At 49.3% G+C, this 217-nt stretch carries 1 pseudogene; it reads left to right on the forward strand.

Features of this window, described 5'->3' with window-relative positions:
• A pseudogene (locus PSI23_RS22695) lies at window positions 1-217 on the forward strand (phage tail protein); the annotation flags it as partial.

The raw sequence follows: 217 nt of genomic DNA on the forward strand, positions 1-217 counted from the left end.
AGCGAAGAACGGGGCGGATATTCTGAACAAGGCTGAATTTATCGATAACCTCGGTCTGAAAGCCACCGTCGAAAAAGCCATGCGGGCTGTGCCCCATAGCCGCCGTATTAATGGGAAATGGCTGTCAAGTGACATTGCATTAGATGCCAGTGATGTTGATGCCGTTTCGGCATCAAAGGGCGGTACATATCAGGGTGATGTTAGGTTTTCTAAAGGC

The organism is Xenorhabdus yunnanensis, from assembly GCF_028598805.1.
Lineage (GTDB): Bacteria > Pseudomonadota > Gammaproteobacteria > Enterobacterales > Enterobacteriaceae > Xenorhabdus > Xenorhabdus yunnanensis.